This window comes from Microbacterium sp. VKM Ac-2870 (genome assembly GCF_015350795.1).
Taxonomy (GTDB): Bacteria; Actinomycetota; Actinomycetes; order Actinomycetales; family Microbacteriaceae; genus Microbacterium.
This window is the reverse complement of sequence record NZ_JADKSH010000002.1, coordinates 668,002-687,154: the sequence shown is the minus strand read 5'-3', so window position 1 is coordinate 687,154 and position 19,153 is coordinate 668,002. Positions and strand designations below refer to the sequence as shown.

The window sequence follows — 19,153 nt, the reverse complement described above, 5'->3', positions numbered from 1 at the left end:
CACACGGGGCTCGGAGAACCAAAGGAGTCCCATGGCAGCGAATGTCTCGCGCGCCCTGCGCACGATCGCCCTTGCCGCCGTCGCGGCGACGGGCCTCACCGCCCTGACCGGGTGCGGAGCCTCTGAGCCCGTTCCCGCTGCCGCAAGCGGCGCGGCGGCCGGCGAGGGCCGCACCAGCTATCCGCTGACGATCGAGAACTGCGGAACGACGGTGACCATCACCGCCGCCCCGACCCGCACCGTCTCACTCGATCAGGACTCCACCGAGATTCTGCTCTCGCTGGGTCTGCAGGACCGCATGGTCGGCACGGCCTCCTGGACCGATCCCGTGCTCCCGGCCCTGGCCGACGCGAACGCCGCCGTTCCGCGCCTGGCCGACAACGCTCCGACGTACGAGGTGCTGATGGGCGCGGACCCCGATTTCGTCACCGCCTCGTTCGGCCGCCACTTCAAGGAGGGCGGCGTGGTGACACGCGACCGGCTGGCTTCCAGCGGCATCCCGTCGTACCTCGCACCCAGCGACTGCGACAATGGCAAGAGCGTCAACGGCGGCACCGGGCAGCGCACGACCCCACTCACGGTCGACACGCTCTATACGGAGATCCGCGAGCTCGCGACGATCTTCGACGTGCAGAGCCGCGGCGACAAGCTCATCGCCGACCTCACGAGCCGTGCCGCGGCGGCCACGCAGGGGATGGACTTCTCCGGCGCCTCTGCGGCCTTCTGGTTCGCCGACACGAAGACGCCCTACGTCGCTGGGGGCCTCGGCTGGGCACAGATGCTGGCCTCCATGACGGGGATGACCAATGTGTATGCCGGCAGCACGGACGACTGGCCGGGCGTCGGCTGGGAGTCGATGGTCGCGGCGCAGCCGTCGGTGCTCGTCGTGGGCGATCTGCAGCGTGATCGCTTTCCCGGTGATCGCCTCAATGACAAGCTGACCTTCCTCACGCAGGATCCGCTTGCCCGCACGATTCCCGCCGTGCAGACGAACTCGATCATCGCGTTGCACGGTGCCGAGCTGAATCCGTCGATCCGCTTCGTGGACGCGCTGGAGAAGATCCGTACCTGGTGGGACACCAAGAAAGCGCAGGGATGAGCACGACGACGATGCCCACGACGGCAGCGGAGGCGCCGCGCCGCGGGACCGGCAGAGTCGGCGCCCCCCTCGTCGTCGGGCTGGGTGTCGTCGCGCTCATCGCATCGGTGGCCGCGGCGATGACGTTCGGCGCGGCCGACGTCTCGCTGGTGAACGTTCGCGACATCGTCTCGAACAACCTCGGCCTCACCGATATCCCCGTGCGCGCCGCCGCGAACGCGATCGTCTGGGAAGACCGGCTACCGCGGGCGCTCGTCGCCGCCGCGTGCGGGGCGGGCCTGGGGCTCTGCGGCGTGGTCATGCAGGCGCTGCTGCGCAACCCGCTGGCCGATCCCTTCGTGCTGGGGGTGTCTTCGGGCGCGTCGACCGGTGCGGTGCTGGTCGCCGTCCTGGGACTCGGTGGCGGCGCGCTGGGGCTGTCGGCCGGCGCGTTCGCCGGCGCGCTGATCGCGTTCGCGGTCGTGCTGTTGCTCGCGCGCGCGGCGGCCGCGGCCACCTCGGGCGTCATCCTCGCCGGTGTCGCCGGCACCCACTTCTTCTCGGCCGTGACGTCACTGGTCGTCTTCGCCTTCGCCGACTCCGATGCGACGCGGGGCGTGATGTTCTGGCTGCTCGGATCGCTCGAGGGGATGCGGTGGAGCCAGGTGTGGCTCGCCGTTGCCGTCGTAGCCGTCGGGGCCGTTCTCGTGAGCGCGTCGGCACACATTCTCGACGCGTTCGCGTTCGGCGACGACGTCGCCGCCTCACTCGGCATCCATGTGGGCCGCGTGCGCCTGCTGCTGTTCGTGCTCACCGCACTCCTCACCGCCACCCTCGTCAGCGTCGCCGGCGCCATCGGCTTCGTCGGCCTCGTGCTTCCCCACGCCGCGCGGCTGCTGGTCGGCTCACGCCACGCACGGGTCATTCCCACGACGATCGTGCTCGGCGCCCTCTTCATGGTGTGGGTGGATGCCGCGTCGCGCACCGTCTTCGCCCCGTCGCCGCTGCCCGTCGGGGTGGGCACCGCGCTGGTGGGTGTGCCGGTTTTCGTCGCGCTGCTGGTGCGTCGGCGGAAGGTGCGCGGATGACGCTGTCGGCAGACCGCGTGTCGTGGCGACGTGGCGGCAGGCTTGTCGTCGACGGCGTTTCGCTGCACCCCGCCACGGGTTCGACGGTCGGACTGTTGGGCCCGAACGGGTCGGGCAAGTCATCGCTTCTGCGACTGTTGCACGGCGTGGCGCGTCCCGACGCCGGCGTGGTGAGGCTCGACGACGCCGACATCACTTCTCTCCGCCCCCGAGCCGTGGCCCGCGCCGTCGCGACGGTGTCGCAGCACGCCGACACCGACGTCGAGCTCACGGTGCGCGATGTGGTGCGGCTCGGTCGAACGCCATATCGCTCACTCTGGGGAGGCGACACCACGGCCGACGATCGTGCGGTGGATGCCGCGCTCGCTCATGTTCAGCTGACACCCAAGGCGGATCAGGATTGGCATGCGCTCTCGGGCGGCGAACGCCAGCGCGCACACATCGCTCGGGCGCTGGCGCAGGAGCCGCGGGAACTGCTGCTCGACGAGCCGACGAACCATCTGGACATCCGACATCAGCTCGACCTGCTCGCGCTCGTGGCGACGCTTCCGGTGACCACCGTCGTCGCCCTGCACGATCTGAACCTCGCGGCGATGTTCTGCGATCACATCCTGGTGCTGAGTGCCGGTGCGGTGGTTGCCGCGGGAACGCCGGCGGAGGTGCTGACGCCGCAGCTGATCGCGGACGTCTACGAAGTGCGCACCGTCGTAAACGTCGATCCGTCGAACGGCCGCCCGACCATCACGTACCTGCGCGCCGTGGTCTGACGAGCATCACTCGAAGCGGACGGTTCCCGCCGACGGTCGACGCGACGGACGACCGACTTCGTCGAGAGCCTGACGCGCGGCAGACAGAGCCGTCGCTCCGTAGCCGCGGCGAGCGAGCTGCCCCGACAGGCGCCGCAGCGCTGTGTCACGATCGAGATCGCGCATAGCGTGGGCCTTCTGGCGCGCGAACTCGAGCGCCCGCTCCGCTTCGTCGTCGGGTAGCCCGTCCAACGCGGCATCGATCACATCGCGCGCGATGCCCCGCTTGGTGAGCGCCTGGACGAGCATCACCCGTCCTTGACCTTTCCGCTCGACGCCGCTGTGCACCAGTTGCTCGGCCAGCGCCGCGTCGTCCAGATAGCCGTGCCGACGCAGCCGTTCGATGACGTGATCCGCCGCGTCGTCGGCGAGCTCTCGCTCGCGGACGTAAGCGCGCGCCTCCCGCTCCGACAGCGATCGCGTACGGAGGCGTTTCAGCAGCGCCGCCTCCACACTCTCGGCGAGGGCGGCTGTGTCGGTGTCGAGGTCGGCCTCGGCCTGATCTTGCGTCCAGGTCACATGCCAGGTGTTGTCGCTGTCGACGTGCGACGCCCCCGCGTCCTCCGCAACGCGCTCACGAGCACCGTGCGCCCGACTGTCCGGAGGCACGGCAGCTTCCGGGTTCGGCGTCCGCCCTCCAAAGAGCGGGATCACGGGGGCGAGTTCATCGCGCTCGCCCTCGTGGCGCTGTGCGGTCATCAGGCCGGGCGGCGCGCAGCCAGGTCGTCGGCCGGCGCGGTCTCGGCTGTGCCTCGCGGCTGACCGATTCCGAGCTTCTGCTTGATCTTGGTCTCGATGTCGGCGGCGATGTCAGTGTTCTTGAGCAGGAAGTTACGAGCGTTCTCCTTGCCCTGACCCAGCTGCTCCCCGTCGTACGTGTACCACGCGCCCGACTTCTTCACGATCGCGTGCTCCACACCGAAGTCGATGAGGGAACCCTCACGCGAGATGCCGGTGCCGTAGAGGATGTCGAACTCGGCCTGCTTGAAGGGAGGAGCCATCTTGTTCTTGACGACCTTGACACGAGTACGGTTACCCACCGCTTCGGTGCCGTCTTTCAGCGTTTCGATGCGTCGGATGTCGAGGCGCACCGAGGCGTAGAACTTGAGCGCCTTACCGCCGGCGGTGGTCTCGGGCGAACCGAAGAAGACGCCGATCTTCTCGCGCAGCTGGTTGATGAAGATCATCGTCGTGTTGGTCTGGCTGAGCCCACCGGTGAGCTTGCGGAGTGCCTGCGACATCAGGCGGGCCTGCAGACCGACGTGCGAGTCACCCATCTCACCCTCGATCTCGGCCTTGGGCACGAGTGCCGCGACCGAGTCGATCACGACGAGGTCGATGGCCCCGGATCGAACGAGCATGTCGGCGATCTCGAGCGCCTGCTCCCCCGTGTCGGGCTGCGAGACGAGGAGCTGGTCGATGTCGACGCCCAGCTTCTGGGCGTAGTCGGGATCCAGCGCGTGCTCCGCGTCGACGAAGGCGGCGATGCCACCGGCGCGCTGCACGTTCGCGATGGCGTGCAGGGTCAATGTGGTCTTACCCGACGACTCCGGGCCGTAAATCTCGATGATGCGTCCGCGCGGCAGTCCGCCCACGCCGAGAGCGACGTCCAGGGCGATGGAGCCGGTGGGAATGACCTCGACCGGGGCGCGGTCGTCGCTGCCCAGCCGCATGACCGAGCCCTTTCCGAACTGCCGGTCGATCTGCGCGAGGGCGGATTCGAGGGCCTTCTCGCGATCAGCGGGTGAGGGCATGGCGTGCTCCTTCTGCTCTGCCGTCGGCGGCTGCGCCGCGTCGGGATTCCGTCGCCTGTAGGCTGTCGCGCTCCTCCCCGACGGGAAGGACGCTGCGACAAGGCGGAGGTGTCGTGATGACGTTGTCCACGGTAGAGAGGGGCTCCGACATCCGTCGCCGAGGCACCGCATACTGTGGACAAAAGTCCCGGTTCATCTCCTGTGCAGGAGCCTACGCGCATCGAACAGAGTTTCGATGCGTCGACACGCCGCACGGCTGTTCGCCGAGCGCCCGCTCACCAACACGGCCGCTGCTCAGCGCTTGCGCGGCTCCCTCAGGCCGACGCCGTGGCGACGCGAGAGAGGTACGTCGGTCTCGGCGCAGAGGGCGAGCCAGATGTCTCGTGGATCTAGGCCGTCATCCAGTGCCTGCGCGGCCGTGCGGTGGCCGATCGCGGACAGCGCGAGATCGGCGACCAGTGTCGCACCGCGCCCGCCGAACTCGTCGTTGACGGCTCGCGCGAATTCACTGCGCCGCACGTCAGCGCAGCGAAAGTTCGGGCTGAACCATGCCCTCCTCGAGGGCGGCCAGGTCGTCGGGGACGACGTCGGGGAAGACCTGCAGGCCTTCCAGCACCGACAGACGGTCACCCACTTCACGCATGATGGTCGAGATGGGAACGTCGAGCGCTTCGGCGACCGAGGCGAGGATCTCGCTCGATGCCTCTTTCTGACCGCGCTCCACTTCGCTGAGATAACCGAGAGCGACGCTCGCGCGGCCGGCGACCTGACGGAGGGTGCGCCCCTTCTGCAGACGGAAGTCGCGCAGGACTTCGCCGATCTCCTGACGAACCAGGATCATGTTCGGGCCCCCTCCTCTACTCGTGATTCCCTGTCCGGATCTGCGTGCCCGGGTGGACAACAGTACCCGACGTGCTGGCCACGATAGCCCTCGAGGCCTGGGTAATGGTTGGGAATCGCTCATACGTAACCGGCCCGACACGAGAGGTATTCCCCGCGTCACCGACCGCGGCGCGGGGACGGGCGTTCACAGAGCGTCGAGAACGAGCCGAATGGCGCGTGCCGCGGACTCCGCGCGGATGCCGTTGCGATCACCATCGAGCTGCGCCGATTCGACGCGCGAGCCCAGCGGCGTCGCGACCGCGATGTGCACGGTGCCCACCGGTTGTCCGTCGGGCGAGACGGGCCCGGCGATGCCGGTCGTCGCGATTCCCACGTCGGCGGGCACGCCATCGCGGCCGAGAGCGCGGCGCGCTCCCTCGGCCATCTGGCTGGCGACACGCGGATGTACCGGCCCATGTGCGTCGAGCAGGTGCTGCTCCACACCGAGGAGACTCGCCTTGACGTCGGTGGCGTAGGCGACGACCCCGCCGCGGAAGACACGAGAGGCGCCGGACACCGAGACGATGGATGCCGCGACCAGCCCACCGGTGAGCGACTCCGCCGCGGCGATCGTCCAGCCAAGCTCGGCGAGACGCGCGACGAGGCGCTCGGGATCGGTGCGGCGTCCGGCCGAGACCTGCGTGCTCTCGAGCTCCTCAGCGAGGTCGGACTCGAAGGAGCCTGGAATCGAGGGCGTGCTCATCGCGCAGATCCGTCCGCGCCCCGTGAGCCCCGTGCCCCGCGCACCTCGGTCACGACGTAGTCGAGACCGCTGGCGAGGGTGAGGATCACGGCGATCCACATCGTGACCGTGTTGACGACGTGGATCCACTCCCCCACGACGGTCCACAGCGGCAGGAGGGCGAGCGAGAGCGCGACCGCCTGAGCGACGGTCTTCAGCTTGCCCATCCAGGCGGCGGCGACGACGTGGTCGCTCGCGACCACCAGGCGGTGTACCGTGATGCCGATCTCCCGCACGAGCACGAGCACGGTGACCCACACCGGCAGTTCGCCCAGGATCGACAGACCGACGAAGGCGCAGCCGGTCAACGCCTTGTCGGCGATGGGGTCGAGCAGCTTGCCGAGATCGGTGACGACCTCGTACCGACGCGCGAGGTAGCCGTCGATGCCGTCGGTCGCGATCGCGACGATGAACAGGACCGCCGCCCACCAGCGCAGGGCACCGTCCGCGCCCTGGTCGGCCAGGAGCATCCACAGGAAGATCGGTGCGCAGAGGATGCGCACGATCGTGATCGCATTGGGGAGCTGCCGGGGAATCGCCACGAGCAGAGCCTACCTTTCGGGGCTTTCAGTCCCGGCCCGTGAGACTCCAGGCGTCCTCGGAGCCCTCGTCACCGTCGACGGCCTCCAGGCCGCTGAACTGCGACGCCACGGCATCCGGGCCGTACGGGTCCGCCGGGACCGCAGCGGGCGGCTTGTCTCCGCGCAGCCGCGCCAGCACCTCCGGCAGCTGATCGGGAGTGACGAGCACATCGCGGGCCTTGGAACCCTCCGACGGGCCCACGATCTCTCGCGACTCGAGCAGGTCCATCAGACGGCCGGCCTTGGCGAAGCCGACGCGGAGCTTGCGCTGCAGCATCGAGGTCGACCCGAACTGGGTGGAGATGATCTGCTCCGCGGCAGCCAGCAGCAGGTCGAGGTCGTCGCCGATATCCGCGTCGATCTCTTTCTTCTCCGCGACGACCTGCACATCGGAGCGATAGTCGGGCCGTGCCTGGTTCTTGACGTGGTTGACGACCTTCTCGATCTCGCTCTCCGCCACCCACGCGCCCTGCACGCGGATGGCTTTGGAGGCGCCCATCGGCAGGAACAGCCCGTCGCCCTGGCCGATGAGGCGGTCGGCGCCCGGCTGGTCGAGGATGACGCGCGAGTCGGTGACGCTCGTCACGGCGAAGGCGAGTCGCGACGGCACATTGGCCTTGATGAGGCCCGTGACCACGTCGACCGAGGGCCGCTGGGTGGCCAGCACGAGGTGGATGCCGCTCGCGCGCGCCAGCTGGGTGATGCGAACGATCGAATCTTCGACATCGCGCGGGGCGACCATCATGAGGTCGGCGAGCTCGTCGACGACGACCAGCAGGTATGGATAGGGCTTCAGCACCCGCTCGCTGCCGACCGGGAGGTTGATCTCCCCGGCGACGACGGCGCGGTTGAAGTCGTCGATGTGGCGGAAGCCGAACGACGCGAGGTCGTCGTATCGCATGTCCATCTCTTTCACGACCCATTGCAGCGCTTCGGCCGCCTTCTTCGGGTTCGTGATGATAGGGGTGATCAGGTGCGGCACGCCGGCGTAGCTCGTCAGCTCCACGCGCTTGGGGTCGATGAGCACCATCCGCACTTCGGACGGTTTGGCCCGCATGAGCAGGCTGGTGATCATCGAGTTGACGAAGCTCGACTTGCCCGATCCGGTCGAGCCGGCCACAAGCAGATGGGGCATCTTTGCGAGGTTCGCGACGACGTAGCCGCCGCCGACGTCCTTGCCGACGCCGATGGTCATGGGGTGGGTCTGACTCGTCGATGCGGGCGAGCGCAGCACGTCGCCGAGCGTGACGATCTCGCGGTCGGCGTTGGGGATCTCCACGCCGATCGCGCTCTTGCCCGGAATCGGCGCGAGGATGCGCACCTCGTTGGAGGCGACGGCATATGCGATGTTGTTCGTCAACGCGGTGATGCGTTCGACCTTGACGCCGGGGCCGAGCGAGATCTCGTACTGCGTCACTGTGGGTCCGCGCGAGAAGCCGGTCACCCGGGCGTCGACGCCGAACTGCTCGAAGACACCCATGATGGCGGCCACGACACGGTCGTTCGCCTCCGAGCGTGCTTTGGGGGGCGTGCCCTGCGCGAGCGCGGCGACGGAGGGGAGCAGATAGGGCGCCTGCGGCGGACGGCCGTCGTGATCGTCGCCGAGGCCCGAGATGCCGGGCAGGGTGCCGTCGTCGAGCACGATCTCGCCGCTGTCTTCACGGATGCCGGTGTCGGCACGGCGAGCCGCCGCCTTCTTCGCGTTCGCGATGACGGCGGGATCGATGATCTCGGTCGGCGCATCGGGCAGCACCGGCGCTGCGGGAACGGCGACAGCCTGTTCGAAGCCTCCGTCGACGCTGGTGTCCAGCAAGGCCGTCAGGGCATCGGGTCCGAGGTGCCCGTCGACGTCCTCTTCGCGACCCGATTTGTTGCGGCGCCACCACGGGAGGTCCTTGTCGGCGGCGTCCGGCGCTGCATCGAAGGCGACCGTCGGCCCGGTCACCGCGGGGTCCGCGGGGGCGGGGCGTTCGGCGTCGAACATCCATGCGTACAGGTCACCCAGGCGACGGCCGATGCGGTTCGGCGGGGTCTTCGTGAGGATCAGGATGCTGAGGAATGTGAGAGCGGCAAGCACCAGATAGGCACCGATGTTCGTCAGCAGGGAGAGCGGCTCGCCGACCGTCCACCCGAACAGGCCGCCGGCCGCGCTGAGCGCCGGCATCCCCTGCGACGGCTGCGGCCTTCCACCTGCCACGTGGCAGAAACCCGCGATCGAGAGGACGAACAGTCCGAAGCCGATGCCGATGCGACCGTTGTCGTGGACGGACGGCGGATGCCGGAAGAGCCAGCCTGCGAGAACCAGGAGCAGGACGGGCATGATGAAGGCCACACGCCCGACGAACAGGCCCACCGTGTACGCGCTGATCTGGGTGGCGGCCTCGTTGCCGATGAAGAACCACTCGTTGACGGCGCCGATGGCGGCGAGAAGCACGATCAAGAAGGGGAAGCCGTCGCGACGCTGGTCCTTCTCGAGCGTCTCGAGACCGAAGGCGCGGAACATACCGCCGACCGCATGGGCCACACCGAGCCAGGCACGCGACCCGACGGACGGGCGGTCTTCCTCGTCGACGTACTTCTTGGGAGCCGGCGCCGGCTTGCGGGCACGCGTCGAGGAGCCCTTCGCGGACGCGCGGGCGTTCGTGGGCGTGCTCGTGGATCGTGCCATTACTCCACGGTAGGCCGAAGGGCCCCCGGTTGCCCGGATTGACGCGGCCGGCGCCCCATCTCCGCGGGGCCGTTCCGCACTCGGCACTCAGCGCAGAGCGCTCAGCGCAGACGCTTGACCATGGTGTCGCGGCCGTGGCCGGCCTGCGTCAGCGCGAACCCTTCGCTGCGATAGAGGGTCTGCGCGTAGTTCCCCCGCTCGACCGAGAGACTGATCCGCCCGAATCCCTGCTCGCGCGCGTGCTCGCACAGCCGTTGCAGCAACGCGCGACCGACACCGTGCGCACGCCAGATCGGCCGCACCCCGATGATCAGCTCGGGAACCCCCGTGCCGACGTACCCGAGGCCCGGGTCGGTGCGCGGCAGCATCCGATACCAGGCCGCTCCGATCGGAACGTCCTGCGGATCCATCGCGACCACGCCGGCATCGCCCGGCCGCATCCAGCCCGAGATGTACCGGGTGTGGTCGGGATGCGTCAGCACCTCGTGTCGCGGGCGCGCGGCCCCCGGTCGCCAGTTCGCAGCCTCGACGACCATGTCGCCGAGAAACGCGCCATCGGCCTGCGTGGCAGGTCGAACGCGGAAGCGGGCGGGCATGGACCCGATGCTAGCGGTCTGGCGCTCAGGCCTCGATGACGAGCGGAACGATCATCGGGCGCCGACGCAACGACTGATTGACCCAGCGTCCGATCGTGCGGCGCACCACCTGCGACATGGCGCGGGTGTCACGCACCCCAGACTGTGCCGCTTCGGTGAGGGCCGCGGCGATCTTGGGCTTGACCGCATCGAACACGGCGTCGTCCTCCGCAAACCCGCGGGCGTGGATCTCCGGGCCGGTGATGACGCGACCGGTGGCGGCGTCGACCACCACGATCACCGAGATGAAGCCCTCCTCGCCGAGGATGCGTCGATCCTTCAGGTCGGCGTCGGTGATCTCACCGACGGTCGAGCCGTCGACGTAGACGAAGCCGATGTCCAGCTGGCCGACGACGCGCGCGACGCCGTCCGCGAGGTCGACCACGGTGCCGTTCTCGGCGATGATCGTGTTCTCCGGCGGGATGCCGGTGTCCTGCGCGAGCTTGGCGTTCGCGATGAGGTGGCGGTACTCGCCGTGCACCGGCATGACGTTGCGGGGCTTGAGGATGTTGTAGCAGTACAGCAACTCCCCCGCGGCGGCGTGACCCGACACGTGCACCTTGGCGTTGCCCTTGTGCACGACGTTGGCACCCAGCTTCGTGAGCCCGTCGATCACGCGGTAGACCGCGTTCTCGTTTCCGGGGATGAGGCTGGAGGCCAGGATCACGGTGTCGCCGGGGCCGGGCTCGATCGCGTGATCGAGGTTCGCCATGCGGCTGAGCACCGCCATCGGCTCACCCTGCGAACCGGTCGACATGTAGACGATGCGATCGTCCGGCAGATCCTTCGCCTTCTTGTAGTCGATGAGCACACCGTCGGGTACGTGCAGGTAGCCCAGTTCTTCGGCGATGGTCATGTTGCGCACCATCGAGCGGCCGAGGAACGCCAGGCGACGGCCGTTGGCGGCGGCCGCGTCGATGACCTGCTGCACTCGGTGCACGTGGCTCGAGAAGCTCGCCACGATCACCCGGCGCTGAGCCTTGGCGATGACCTGATCCAAAACCGGGCCGATGTCGCGCTCGAGGGGGGTGAAGCCGGGCACGTCGGCGTTGGTGGAGTCGACGAGGAAGAGGTCGACGCCGTCCTCGCCGAGGCTCGCGAAGGCCCGCAGGTCGGTGAGGCGCCCGTCCAGCGGGAGCTGATCCATCTTGAAGTCGCCGGTGGCCAGGACGGTGCCGGCATCGGTGTGGATCGCCACGGCCAGGGCGTCGGGAATGGAGTGGTTGACGGCGACGAACTCGAGGTCGAACGGGCCGACCTGTTCTTCCTGACCTTCGGCGACGGTGAGGGTGTACGCCTTGATGCGGTGCTCCTTGAGCTTCGCCTCCACGAGCGCGAGTGTCAGCTTCGAGCCGATGAGCGGAATGTCGCTCTTCAGGCGCAGCAGGTACGGCACCGCGCCGATGTGGTCCTCGTGGCCGTGCGTGAGCACGACGCCCACGACATCGTCGAGGCGATTCTTGATCGGCTCGAAGTCGGGGAGGATGAGGTCGACGCCGGGCTGGTGCTCTTCGGGGAAGAGCACGCCGCAGTCGACGATGAGGAGCTTTCCCTCGTACTCGAAGACCGTCATGTTGCGCCCGATCTCGCCGAGTCCCCCGAGCGGGATGACGCGGAGGGTTTCGGGCGCGAGGGCGGGCGGGTCGTAGAACGTCGTGGGCATCGTCTGCCTTTCGCGGATGCCGCGGCATCCACCGGTGAAGCTGTCGCTCAGCGGGTGGTGCCGTGGACCTTGGGGAGCGCGCCGCCGGCGGCGGCGTTGCGGTCGGGTCGGAAGTTGGAGAAGTCGGCGCCGTCGACGCCCTTCACGAGCGCGAGTTCGTCCTCGATGAGGGCGGCCTCCCACTCTTCGGGGCCGACGAGGGGCAGACGGACGCGAGGACTGGAGATGCGACCCAGCCCGTGCAGGATGTACTTCGCGCTGACGGTGCCGGGAACGTGCGTCATCACGGCCCGCACCAGTGGCTCGAGCTGCTGGTGCGCGGCGGTCGCCGTGGCAAGGTCGCCGCGGTTGACGGCATCCACGATCACGCGATACGGCGTGGCAGTGATGTTCGCCGTCACACCGATCAGTCCCGCGGCGCCGATCGACAGGTGCGGCAGCACGTTCGCGTCGTCGCCCGAGAAGTACATGAGGTCGGTCTGGTTCAGCACCCGGCTGACCTCGCTGAAGTCGCCCTTGGCGTCTTTGACGGCGAGGATGTTCGGGTGGTTGGCGAGGCGAAGGATCGTCTCGTACTTGATCGGCACCCCGGTACGTCCCGGGATGTCGTAGAGGATGACCGGCAGATCGGTGGCATCCGCGACGAGGCGGAAGTGCGTCAGGATGCCGGCCTGCGTGGGCTTGTTGTAGTACGGCGTGACGATCATGATGCCGTCGGCGCCGGCCTTCTCGCTCGCCTTGTACAGCTCGATGGCATGAGCCGTCTCGTTGGACCCGCCGCCGGTGATGATCTTGGCGCGGCCTGCGGAAACCGACTTGCCTACCTCGACGAGCCTGAGCTTCTCGGGGTCGGTGAGCGTGCTGGTCTCACCGGTCGTGCCGGTGACGACGATGCCGTCGGCGCCCGCCGTGATGACGTCATCCATGTGCTTCTCGACCGCGGGCCAGTCCACTTCACCGTCGGCCGTCATCGGAGTGACGAGGGCGACGAGGACCTGTCCGAAGGGATTGCCCGAGTGCGTCATGCCTCCAGGCTACCGGCTCGCGACGTGCCCGTCGGAGCACGCGCGCACGTTCGGGGTCAGCGGCCGGTTTTGGCGAGCCGCGCGGCCAACGGGCCGGGCAAAATCCGCGTGAGAGCGATCAGCGCTTTGTAGCGCAGCGACGGGATCGACACCGCTTTGCCGCGCGCGGCATCGCGCAACGCCTCGCGCACCACGTCGGCGGCATCCAGCCACATAGCCGCGGGAATCCCTTCCTGCCCGGGCGGAAGCCCCAGCCGTTCGTGGAAGTTCGTGTGGGTGAAGCCGGGACACACGGCCGTCACCGTCACGCTGCGGGGGCGGTACACCGCGTTGGCCCAGCGACTGAAGGAGATCACCCACGCTTTGACAGCGCCGTACGTCCCGCGCGGCAGGAAGCCCGCGACGGAGGCGACGTTGAGGATGCGGCCGCTCCCCCGCTCGAGCATCGCGCCCAGCGCAGCATGGCTCAGATGCATCGTGGCCCGCACATGCAGGTCGAGGTGACGCTGCTCATCGGCGATGTCGTTCGCCGCGAAATCGAGGTCGAGCCCGAACCCGGCGTTGTTCACGAGGATGCCGATCGGTCGCCGACGATCGCCGACGCGCTCGACGACGGCGGCCAAGCCGACGTCGTCGACCAGATCGGCGGGCAACACCTCGACGTCGACGCGGTACTCCGCCCGCAGCCGATCGGCCAGCTCCTCGAGCGCACCGCGGTCGCGCGCGACGAGGACCAGACTCGCGCCCCTCGCGGCGAGTTGGCGTGCGAACTCCGCACCGAGACCCGAACTCGCACCCGTGACCACAGCCGTCTTCGCCATAGCGCCACGGTACCCGCCGCGCGAGCCGATGGGTCGGCGTCGGGAACGGATCAGCGCCTCAGGGACGAATCAGCGTCAGAAAGCGATACGGCACACCCGAGCGCGACACCGACCATCCGACGTCGGGCTCGACGCCCGCGACGCTCCACCCGTCGTGTGAGGGAGCGAAAGTGTCTCCGTCGACGTCGAGATCGAGCTGAGTGACTTCGAGGACGTCGGCACGACCGATCGCTTCGGCGAACAGTCCCGCCCCGCCGATGACCCACGTCGACGGCTCGCCACCCACGAGCGCCACCGCGGCATCGAGCGAGGCGGCGCGCTCGGCGCCGTCGTCAGACCAGCTTTCGTTGCGTGTGACGACGATGTTGCGCCGCCCCGGCAGTGGACGAAACCGCGGCGGGAAGGACTCCCACGTGCGGCGCCCCATGATCACCGGCACACCCATCGTCGTGGCGCGGAAATGGGCGAGATCCTCCGGCACCTGCCACGGCATCCCGCCGTCCTTGCCGATGACACCGCCGTGCGCTTCGGCCCAGATGAGGCCCAGCCGGGTCATACCGCCACAGCCGCGCGAATCGCCGGGTGGTGCTGGTAACCCTCGACCACGATGTCGTCGTACGTGTAGTCGAAGATCGAGTCGGGCCTGCGGGCGAACGCCAGTCGCGGGTACGGGTACGGGTCGCGGGAAAGCTGCTCGCGCACCTGCTCGATGTGGTTGTCGTACACGTGGCAGTCGCCGCCGGTCCAGACGAAGTCGCCCGGCTCGAGTCCGGTCTGCTGCGCGATCATCATCGTCAGCAGGGCGTAGGAGGCGATGTTGAAGGGCACGCCGAGGAACATGTCGGCGCTGCGCTGGTAGAGCTGGCACGACAACTTGCCGTCGGCGACGTAGAACTGGAAGAGCGCGTGGCATGGTGCGAGCGCCATCCGGGGGATGTCGGCGGGGTTCCACGCCGAGACGATGAGTCGTCGCGAGTCGGGATTGGTGCGGATCTGGTCGATGACCTGCGAGATCTGGTCGATCGGCTCGCCGGACGGCGTGGGCCACGAGCGCCACTGCACCCCGTAGACGGGACCGAGCTCGCCGTCGGCGCCGGCCCATTCGTCCCAGATGGTCACGCCGTGCTGCTGCAGCCAGGACACATTCGACTCGCCACGCAGGAACCACAGCAGTTCGTAGACGATCGACTTCATATGCACGCGCTTGGTGGTGATGAGCGGGAAGCCCTGCGCGAGGTCGAAGCGGATCTGACGGCCGAACACGCTCGTCGTCCCGGTGCCGGTGCGATCGTCCTTGTGCACGCCGTCGGCGAGCACCTCGCGCAGGAGGTCTTCGTACGGGGTGGGGATGGATGCCGCGGTCACGCCAGCCAGACTACCGGCGCCCGCCGACACACCGGCTCTCTGACGCGCTGCCCGTCACACGGCGACGCGACGATTCGCGGCGGCCGTGGTAGCGGTATCGTGGGTCATTGTGACCGTTGTCCCCGCCGTGCTCGTGCTGGCCGCGTTGCTCGTGGTGACCGTCTCGGTGGGGCTGTTCCTCCGCTGGAAGCAGAACCGTCCCCGCCGCCAGAACCCGGACGAGATCGTCGAACCGCAGCGCCTCGGAGCGCAGCACCTCGGCGAACGCGCGACGCTGTTGCAGTTCAGCACCGAGATGTGCGCGCGGTGTCCCGGTGTGCACCGTGTTCTCGGCTCCATCGCCGACGCCCACGACGGTGTGCTGCATTTGGACGTCGACCTCACGCATCGCCCCGACATCGCCAAGCACTTCCACGTGCTGCAGACGCCGACGACGCTCATCCTCGACCGTGACGGCATCGTCCAGACCCGGTTCGGGGGCACCCCGAACCGCCATGCGATCGAGCTCGAGCTCACCCGCGTGACCGCGGCATCCGCCCCGATCTGACGTTTCCTGACCCCGCGCGTCGTTTCCCGCGGCCACCACCCCCGTTCCGCCCGGGCGGAGCCGCGTCTAGGCTCGATCACGAGCACCGGCCCGACAACGGAGGAACAGCCATGAGCGTGACCAGCGAAGCATCGACGAGATGGACGGGATCCCTGGCCGATGGGTCGGGAGAGGTCGCTCTGGAGAGCTCGAACCAGGGGCCGTTTGCCGTCAACTGGAAGGCACGCAGCGAGGGGTCGACGTCGGTGACGACGCCCGAAGAGCTCATTGCCGCCGCCCATTCGTCGTGCTTCAGCATGGCGCTCTCGCACGCGCTGGCCGAGAACGGCACTCCCCCGGAGAGCATCGAGACGACCGCATCCGTCACCTTCATCCCCGGCACCGGAATCACCGGGTCGCACCTGAACGTGAATGCCGTCGTGCCGGGCCTGTCTGCGGAGGATTTCACCCGCATCGCGGGCGAAGCCAAGACCGGATGCCCGGTATCGGCAGCGCTGGCCGGCATCGAGATCACCCTCGAGGCGACGCTTGCCTGACGCGAAGGACGAGGGCCGCGTCGTCATCGCGGGGGCGTCGGGCCTGATCGGACGCGCGCTGACCGCGTCGCTTCGCCGCGACGGCATCCCCGTGACGCGTTTGGTGCGCCGCGAGAGCGCCGTATCCGACGAGGTCTCCTGGGACCCGGGCCGCACTCCGCTGCCGCCCGCGGTGCTCGAGGGCGCACGCGCTGTCGTCGGGCTGAACGGGGCGACCCTCGGACGATTCCCGTGGACATCGCGGTACAAACACCAACTGCTCTGGTCGCGGGTGGCTCCCACACAGGCTCTGGCGGCGGCAGTCCGGTCGCTCGGCGACGCCGCGCCGCACTTCGTCTCGTCGTCGGCCGTCGGCTACTACCCCTCTGCGCCCGGAGTCACGCTGACGGAAACGTCGGTTCGCGGCGACTCTTTCCTCGCCGACCTCTGCGGCGAGTGGGAGGGCGCGGCGGTTCGCGGCGCCGGCGACAACGCGCGAGTGGCCCTGCTGCGCACGGCGCCCGTCGTGCACGCACAGGGCGTGCTGAAGCCGCTCCTGCTGCTCACCAAACTCGGAATGGCAGGCCCGATCGGCCGCGGAACCCAGGTGTGGCCGTGGATCTCACTCGAGGACGAGGTCCGCGCGATCCGCCACGTGATCGACACCCAGACCACCGGTCCAGTGAACCTCACCGGCCCCGAGCGTGCGACAGCGAACGATCTCGGCTTCGCGCTGGCCCGGCGCATGAACCGTCCGTACCTGCTGCGGGTGCCGGAGTGGGCTCTGAAGCTCGTTCTCGGTCGCGACGCCGCCGAGGGGTTGCTCACGAGCGACATGCACGTCGTACCCGAGGTGCTCACCGCATCCGGCTTCGCGTTCAGCCACCCTCGAGTGGAGGACGCCGTCGCAGCTGCCGTTCCGGCCTGATCAGTCGGAAGAGCTCGCGCTCGGCGACTTCTCGACGACGATGGCGCGTCGGATCGCCTCTCGGGCGCGGCGACGATCCCCCGCGCCATCGTACGCGAGACCCAGCCGGAACCATGCCCTCCAGTCGTCGGGATGCTGCTCCACGTCAGCGCGATAGGCGGGAAAGACGGCATCGGCCTGCGCGCGGTCGGGGCGGCCGCTGACGCGGACGTCGAGCTCTTCCGCGGGAAGCGCGTGCTCGTCCTCGAGGCGAGTGGCCAGCCGTTCGGCGCTGCGACCGAACGAGATTTCGCGCCACAGCGCCCACGCGGCAATGAGCGGGAGCACGACGAGGGCCACTCCCATCGCGATGCCGATCGGCTGCGCCGACGTCAGCAGCAACCAGGCCCGCTGCGCGACGAGGACGATGTACAGCGCGAGCAGCACCGCCATGACGGCGACGCCGAGCCGGGCCTTCATACGCCGGTGACGCGGGCGACCTGCCCCGGCACGGCGCCCTCGTCGACGACGTGAGACGTTTCGGCTTCGCCACGGCGAGGTCCGAGGCCGAGATCGATGAGCGCGTCGAGACCCACCGTCACGCCTCGCGCGTCGCGGGCGGCGGCAAGGGCGACGCGGATGCCGGGCCCGTAGGCGCGCGCCGGATCGATCGTGTCGTGCACGATCGCGATCGACTCCCCCGGAGCCGACAGGATCGTCTCCTGCTTGGCCACGACGCCCGGGCGGCGCAGCGAGTGGATGGGGACGCTCGCGACTTGCTGGCCTCGCGCGCGCTGGTCGACGTGCGGTGACTCGACGGGGCCGACGAGAGCGCGCGCGTCCGCAATCAGCTCTGCGGTTCGCACCGCCGTGCCACTGGGCGAATCGACCTTCGTCTCACGGTGTGTTTCGACGATCTCGATCGACGGGAACAACGGCGCGGCCGCGGCGGCGAGCGCCGTCGCGACGACCGAACCGAGCGAGAAGTTCGGGATGAAGACGGCGCCCGTACCCGCGGCATCCACGAGGGGACGCACGAGCGCGATGCGCTCGGTGGACCAGCCCGACGTGCCGACCAGGACGTTCTTGCCGCGCTCGATCGCGGCGCGCACGACGTCGATCGAGACGCCGGGGACCGACGCGTCGACGACCAGGTCTGCGCCGTCCATTTCGGCCAGATCGCTCGACGAGCGCAGCACCGCGACCGTTTCGAAGTCGTCCATCTCGTCGATCACACCGGCGATGATCGCGCCGAGCTTGCCGGTGCCGCCCACGAGGGCCACTCTGGTCGTCATGCTTTCAGCCTAGGCCGTCGCGCCGACGCGGATACGCTCGAACGATGGTCCGACTCCACCCGCTCCCCGCTGATGATCCGCGCGCACACGCACTCCTCGCGGAGTACTTCCAGATGCGCGCTGACGCGTTTCCGCAGGGCCAGGCGTACCGTCCGGCGTTCCCCGTGGCATCCGTGTTCACCCCACCGGCGGGCGTGTTCGTCGTCGTGACAGACGACGAGGACGGCGCCGACGTCGGATGCGGCGGCATCCGCCGCGTCGAGGACGGGCCCGCGGGCGTCCGCTACGAGGTGAAGCACCTGTTCCTGCAACCGCGAACCCGCGGACGCGGCTGGGGTCGACTGCTTCTGGAGGATCTGGAGGAGCGTGCCCGCGACTTCGGCGCGGCCGAGCTCGTACTCGACACCCATCACACCCTCGAAGCGGCCGGTGCCCTGTACTCCGGCTCCGGTTTCGTCGCGATCGAGCCGTACAACGACAACCCCAACGCGACGCGATGGCTAGGCAAGATCCTCTGACGGAGGCACGATCACGAGCGCGAATCCGACGCCCGCTCCGATCAGAGCCCCCAGGCCGCCGCAGACGACCGCACCGACAACCGCTCCGAAGCCGAAGCCGATGAGTGCGCATCCGACGACTCGACGGAGGAAGCGGATGACGGCCATGCGCACGCGATAAAGGAACAGCTCGGCATCACCTGGCATCACCCGCGGTTCACATCTCCGGAGATTTCTGCAGCGCAGACCGGTTCTGCCCCGCCGCGACGACAATCTCGGCCCCC

23 protein-coding genes are annotated in these 19,153 nt (G+C 68.8%); 7 read left to right on the top strand and 16 right to left on the bottom strand.

Annotated elements, in window-relative coordinates; genetic code table 11:
- The first annotated feature begins 31 nt into the window (after positions 1 to 31).
- The 3 genes from ITJ43_RS07100 to ITJ43_RS07090 are packed head-to-tail and all read left to right on the top strand — an operon-like array spanning position 32 to position 2,933.
- Positions 32 to 1,099 (top strand): ABC transporter substrate-binding protein, encoded by a 1,068-nt coding sequence (locus ITJ43_RS07100; RefSeq protein ID WP_194583106.1) that lies wholly within the window; start codon positions 32 to 34, stop codon positions 1,097 to 1,099.
- Entirely contained in the window at positions 1,096 to 2,166 is a 1,071-nt protein-coding gene (locus ITJ43_RS07095) for an iron chelate uptake ABC transporter family permease subunit (protein ID WP_228495491.1), read from the top strand. The genes ITJ43_RS07100 and ITJ43_RS07095 overlap by 4 nt, the downstream gene beginning before the upstream one ends.
- Positions 2,163 to 2,933: an ABC transporter ATP-binding protein gene (locus tag ITJ43_RS07090; RefSeq protein ID WP_194583105.1), complete on the top strand. Its 771-nt coding sequence runs from the start codon at positions 2,163 to 2,165 to the stop codon at positions 2,931 to 2,933. Before ITJ43_RS07095 ends, ITJ43_RS07090 begins: the two co-directional genes overlap by 4 nt.
- A 6-nt stretch (positions 2,934 to 2,939) precedes the next feature.
- Here ITJ43_RS07090 and ITJ43_RS07085 read toward each other — a convergent pair whose 3' ends face one another.
- From ITJ43_RS07085 to ITJ43_RS07025, 13 genes are all read right to left on the bottom strand, one after another.
- Positions 2,940 to 3,671, bottom strand: a complete 732-nt coding sequence (locus ITJ43_RS07085; protein WP_194583104.1) for a regulatory protein RecX — start codon at positions 3,669 to 3,671, stop codon at positions 2,940 to 2,942.
- Positions 3,671 to 4,726 carry a recombinase RecA gene (recA, locus tag ITJ43_RS07080; protein ID WP_194583103.1) on the bottom strand — a complete coding sequence of 352 codons (1,056 nt, stop codon included), beginning with the start codon at positions 4,724 to 4,726 and terminating at the stop codon, positions 3,671 to 3,673. Before recA ends, ITJ43_RS07085 begins: the two co-directional genes overlap by 1 nt.
- Positions 4,727 to 5,020: 294 nt before the next feature.
- Positions 5,021 to 5,245 carry a DUF3046 domain-containing protein gene (locus ITJ43_RS07075; RefSeq protein WP_194583102.1) on the bottom strand — a complete coding sequence of 75 codons (225 nt, stop codon included), beginning with the start codon at positions 5,243 to 5,245 and terminating at the stop codon, positions 5,021 to 5,023.
- A gap of 1 nt (position 5,246) precedes the next feature.
- Positions 5,247 to 5,567, bottom strand: coding sequence for a helix-turn-helix domain-containing protein (locus ITJ43_RS07070; RefSeq protein ID WP_194583101.1), 321 nt, complete (start codon positions 5,565 to 5,567; stop codon positions 5,247 to 5,249).
- A 186-nt stretch (positions 5,568 to 5,753) separates the two neighbouring features.
- Positions 5,754 to 6,311 (bottom strand): CinA family protein, encoded by a 558-nt coding sequence (locus ITJ43_RS07065; protein WP_194583100.1) that lies wholly within the window; start codon positions 6,309 to 6,311, stop codon positions 5,754 to 5,756.
- Complete coding sequence (gene pgsA, locus ITJ43_RS07060) at positions 6,308 to 6,892, bottom strand: CDP-diacylglycerol--glycerol-3-phosphate 3-phosphatidyltransferase (protein ID WP_194583099.1); 585 nt, start codon at positions 6,890 to 6,892, stop codon at positions 6,308 to 6,310. The genes ITJ43_RS07065 and pgsA overlap by 4 nt, the downstream gene beginning before the upstream one ends.
- A gap of 25 nt (positions 6,893 to 6,917) precedes the next feature.
- Positions 6,918 to 9,599 (bottom strand): FtsK/SpoIIIE family DNA translocase, encoded by a 2,682-nt coding sequence (locus ITJ43_RS07055; RefSeq protein WP_194583098.1) that lies wholly within the window; start codon positions 9,597 to 9,599, stop codon positions 6,918 to 6,920.
- Positions 9,600 to 9,700: 101 nt separating this feature from the next.
- Complete coding sequence (locus ITJ43_RS07050; protein ID WP_194583097.1) at positions 9,701 to 10,195, bottom strand: GNAT family N-acetyltransferase; 495 nt, start codon at positions 10,193 to 10,195, stop codon at positions 9,701 to 9,703.
- Between the two features lie 25 nt (positions 10,196 to 10,220).
- Positions 10,221 to 11,897, bottom strand: coding sequence for a ribonuclease J (locus ITJ43_RS07045; protein ID WP_194583096.1), 1,677 nt, complete (start codon positions 11,895 to 11,897; stop codon positions 10,221 to 10,223).
- A gap of 47 nt (positions 11,898 to 11,944) precedes the next feature.
- Positions 11,945 to 12,922: a 4-hydroxy-tetrahydrodipicolinate synthase gene (gene dapA / locus ITJ43_RS07040; RefSeq protein WP_194583095.1), complete on the bottom strand. Its 978-nt coding sequence runs from the start codon at positions 12,920 to 12,922 to the stop codon at positions 11,945 to 11,947.
- Between the two features lie 56 nt (positions 12,923 to 12,978).
- A complete protein-coding gene (locus ITJ43_RS07035) occupies positions 12,979 to 13,743 on the bottom strand; it encodes an SDR family NAD(P)-dependent oxidoreductase (protein ID WP_194583094.1) in 765 nt (254 codons plus the stop codon).
- A gap of 58 nt (positions 13,744 to 13,801) precedes the next feature.
- Positions 13,802 to 14,299 carry a dihydrofolate reductase gene (locus ITJ43_RS07030; protein ID WP_194583093.1) on the bottom strand — a complete coding sequence of 166 codons (498 nt, stop codon included), beginning with the start codon at positions 14,297 to 14,299 and terminating at the stop codon, positions 13,802 to 13,804.
- Positions 14,296 to 15,117 (bottom strand): thymidylate synthase, encoded by an 822-nt coding sequence (locus tag ITJ43_RS07025; RefSeq protein WP_194583212.1) that lies wholly within the window; start codon positions 15,115 to 15,117, stop codon positions 14,296 to 14,298. The genes ITJ43_RS07030 and ITJ43_RS07025 overlap by 4 nt, the downstream gene beginning before the upstream one ends.
- Before the next feature lie 100 nt (positions 15,118 to 15,217).
- Here ITJ43_RS07025 and ITJ43_RS07020 point away from each other — a divergent pair, with 100 nt between their 5' ends.
- From ITJ43_RS07020 to ITJ43_RS07010, 3 genes are all read left to right on the top strand, one after another.
- Positions 15,218 to 15,655 carry a TlpA family protein disulfide reductase gene (locus ITJ43_RS07020; RefSeq protein WP_194583092.1) on the top strand — a complete coding sequence of 146 codons (438 nt, stop codon included), beginning with the start codon at positions 15,218 to 15,220 and terminating at the stop codon, positions 15,653 to 15,655.
- A 110-nt stretch (positions 15,656 to 15,765) separates the two neighbouring features.
- Positions 15,766 to 16,191, top strand: a complete 426-nt coding sequence (locus ITJ43_RS07015; protein WP_194583091.1) for an OsmC family peroxiredoxin — start codon at positions 15,766 to 15,768, stop codon at positions 16,189 to 16,191.
- Positions 16,184 to 17,098 carry a TIGR01777 family oxidoreductase gene (locus tag ITJ43_RS07010; RefSeq protein ID WP_194583090.1) on the top strand — a complete coding sequence of 305 codons (915 nt, stop codon included), beginning with the start codon at positions 16,184 to 16,186 and terminating at the stop codon, positions 17,096 to 17,098. The genes ITJ43_RS07015 and ITJ43_RS07010 overlap by 8 nt, the downstream gene beginning before the upstream one ends.
- Here the strand turns inward: ITJ43_RS07010 and ITJ43_RS07005 are convergent, their stop codons facing one another.
- Complete coding sequence (locus tag ITJ43_RS07005; protein WP_194583089.1) at positions 17,099 to 17,557, bottom strand: hypothetical protein; 459 nt, start codon at positions 17,555 to 17,557, stop codon at positions 17,099 to 17,101.
- Entirely contained in the window at positions 17,554 to 18,372 is an 819-nt protein-coding gene (locus ITJ43_RS07000) for a 4-hydroxy-tetrahydrodipicolinate reductase (RefSeq protein WP_194583088.1), read from the bottom strand. Before ITJ43_RS07000 ends, ITJ43_RS07005 begins: the two co-directional genes overlap by 4 nt.
- Positions 18,373 to 18,416: 44 nt before the next feature.
- On the opposite strand from ITJ43_RS07000, the gene ITJ43_RS06995 reads away from it, so the two are divergent.
- Positions 18,417 to 18,890, top strand: coding sequence for a GNAT family N-acetyltransferase (locus tag ITJ43_RS06995; protein ID WP_194583087.1), 474 nt, complete (start codon positions 18,417 to 18,419; stop codon positions 18,888 to 18,890).
- Here ITJ43_RS06995 and ITJ43_RS06990 read toward each other — a convergent pair.
- Positions 18,873 to 19,076: a hypothetical protein gene (locus ITJ43_RS06990; RefSeq protein ID WP_194583086.1), complete on the bottom strand. Its 204-nt coding sequence runs from the start codon at positions 19,074 to 19,076 to the stop codon at positions 18,873 to 18,875. The two genes, ITJ43_RS06995 and ITJ43_RS06990, sit on opposite strands and share 18 nt — an antisense overlap.
- Between the last annotated feature and the right edge of the window lie 77 nt (positions 19,077 to 19,153).